The sequence below is a fragment of the Pseudomonadota bacterium genome (assembly GCA_034660915.1).
Lineage (GTDB): Bacteria > Desulfobacterota > Anaeroferrophillalia > Anaeroferrophillales > Anaeroferrophillaceae > DQWO01.
Map to the genome: position 1 here is coordinate 1 of JAYEKE010000084.1, position 2,449 is coordinate 2,449.

The 2,449-nt window shown below is 47.7% G+C and carries 3 protein-coding genes; all 3 read right to left on the reverse strand.

The features are described 5' to 3' along the window. On the reverse strand, nucleotides 1-599 hold a 599-nt coding region (locus U9P07_04985), incomplete at its 3' end, for a flagellar basal body L-ring protein FlgH (protein ID MEA2108757.1). Nucleotides 600-792: 193 nt separating this feature from the next. Beyond that, on the reverse strand, nucleotides 793-1,419 hold the full coding sequence (gene flgA / locus U9P07_04990) for a flagellar basal body P-ring formation chaperone FlgA (GenBank protein ID MEA2108758.1): 627 nt from the start codon (nucleotides 1,417-1,419) through the stop codon (nucleotides 793-795). Nucleotides 1,420-1,617: 198 nt separating this feature from the next. Then, nucleotides 1,618-2,406 (reverse strand): flagellar basal-body rod protein FlgG, encoded by a 789-nt coding sequence (flgG, locus tag U9P07_04995; GenBank protein MEA2108759.1) that lies wholly within the window; start codon nucleotides 2,404-2,406, stop codon nucleotides 1,618-1,620. Nucleotides 2,407-2,449: the final 43 nt, after the last annotated feature.

The following is a 2,449-nucleotide window of genomic DNA, read 5'->3' on the forward strand; positions in this document are numbered from 1 at the left end:
GCTGATATATCGCAGGCGCGGATAATGCCGCTGAGGGTCACAAAATGATCTTCACCATTGACTTTAGTGTAATGACTCCCCTGAATACGATAGTTGTTATTCGGCAGAACTTCAACCACTCTGGCCGCCACCCGGGCAGACAGGGTATTACTGCGGGAGGTGGCACCATCACCCTTGGTTTCGGTAGTCCTTTTAGTTTCAATCAATTTACTCATATCCGCATCCTTACCTAAAAAATCAAAGACATTTTCATGCCCAAACAAGGTGGGAATGGCATAGGAGCTGCTGTTTGAACCATCACTCTGGGTCGAAGCTTTACCGGTACCCTTGAAACTTTCAGCAATAAGAACAAAAACAATATCACCGACATTGCGGGCCCGACGGGAATCATAGAAGAGTGCTGAATCCTGATTGGGTCCATCCAACTGACAGATGGAACCATTATGATATGTTGCCTGTACGGGCACCGGAGGCTTATTTTTGTCGGGATAAACAACCGGAGCCGGAGGCTGCATCGCCTGCCGACCACCCATACATGCCGGCAAGCAAAGGACACTCATTAATAATAAACAGAAACCGGCTTTGCATCTGGTTTTCATATCCTTCACCCTCCACAAACTTACGGTACTCATAAAAATATTCATTCTAATTCCCGCCTGGAAACCAGCGTTCCCGGATGCGGACAACTACCGGCTTTCTGCAACCAGCTGCTTTTTCAATGTTTTACTGATCGCTGACTGCTGATCGCTGAAAGAGCTGATCAGAAAATGATTGTTTTCTGACCAGCACATACTAATAAACCACCCGGACCTGCCCGGCAGCGATAATCTGTGCCTGGTAAAGACGCCGTGATTCAGGATTTTTGACCATGACAACTTCATTTTTGCTGCCATTGGCCATAGCGGTTCCTTTGGTCTCAATCCGGATCCCTTCCCGTTCCAAAACCACGGTTACCATTTCACCCCGTTTCACCAGCCGATAGGGCCGAAGGCTGGCAGATTTAAGCGGCTGACCTGCAACAATTTTCCTGACTACCTCAAAAACAGCTCCCCGGGAGAAATCAACCAGGCAATCATCATTGACCTTGCGGGCGTCAAGAAGTTGAGCCGTTACATCCCGCCATCGGACTGAACTGCCCCGTTCCAATGACCGTTTAGCCACTATAACTTCACATTTCCCTGAGATAAAAACTCTCAGCCAGCAACTGCTGGATTTTCCGGCTGGAGAGGAAATCATAACCTGTAGTGAAATTTCACCCCGGTTACGATTCCAATGTCCCAGTGTCTTGAGGGAAAAAGACGGATTATGTACACTAGCAGGAATTCTGGCGGCAACAGTTGATAGACTCCGCACTTCATTGATTTTTAATTCATGAACCTTCGGCAGTGCCTCCCTGACAGCATTATCTAGCAACAACATTAATCGACCCTGCCATGGATATTGAGCCGCGCCTGGCGTCGATGATTGAGCTGCAATGCCCATGCCCGAAAAAAAGAGCATAACGAGAAGGGCTGGGATAATGATCCAATGCTGTTTCTGCTTATACATGGAAAACAAATTCTCCATTCCGTCCAGTTATTCAGTGTTTGTGCAGAAAATCAAACTATGCTTGAGAGTTTACCTTTTGACATTATTCGCGGTCTGCAGCATTTCATCAGCTGTTTGAATGGCTTTGGAGTTAATTTCATAGGCTCGCTGACCGACAATCATATTAACCATCTCTTCAACCACGCTGACGTTGGACATTTCCAGAAATCCCTGGGATATGGTTCCCAGACCATCGGTACCGGCAATTCCCAAAACCACGGCTCCCGAGGCATCGGTTTCCAGGAAAAGATTCTTCCCGATGGCTTTAAGCCCGGCGGGATTGGAAAAGCTGGCCAGTTCAATGGTACCCACCTGGATGGAATCCGTCTCACCGGCCTGCATAACTGAAACTGTACCATCATCAGTAATAGTAATCGCGGTTGTATCTGTGGGAATAGTAATCGCCGGCTCCAATGGATAACCATCAGAAGTAACCATGGCACCGGTACTGTCCAGCTTAAAGGCCCCGGCCCTGGTGTACGATGTGGTGCCATCCGGTTGCAGGATCTGAAAAAAACCATCCCCTTCAATGGCAATGTCAAGATCATTACCGGTTTCCTGATAATCCCCCTGGGTGAAAAGCTTTTGTACCGCCACCGGTCGGGTACCCAGACCCACCTGGATCCCCGTAGGGATCTCGTTGCCTATCCCTGAAGTGGTACCAGCCTGAATGGTAGTCTGATACATGAGATCCTGAAAATCAGGTCGACTCTTCTTAAAACCACTGGTATTCACATTGGCGAGATTATTGGCTATCACATCAACATTTAACTGCTGTGCCTGCATGCCGGTGGAAGCAGTCCATAAAGCTCTGATCATGGTTCAACCTTTCTCAAATGACAATTATCTTCGTGATTTTTAG

Excerpts from the sequence above, each read along its gene's own strand:
- flgA (MEA2108758.1), bottom strand. The coding sequence starts at position 1,419 with ATGTTGTTGCTAGATAATGCTGTCAGGGAGGCACTGCCGAAGGTTCAT.
- flgG (MEA2108759.1), bottom strand. The coding sequence starts at position 2,406 with ATGATCAGAGCTTTATGGACTGCTTCCACCGGCATGCAGGCACAGCAG.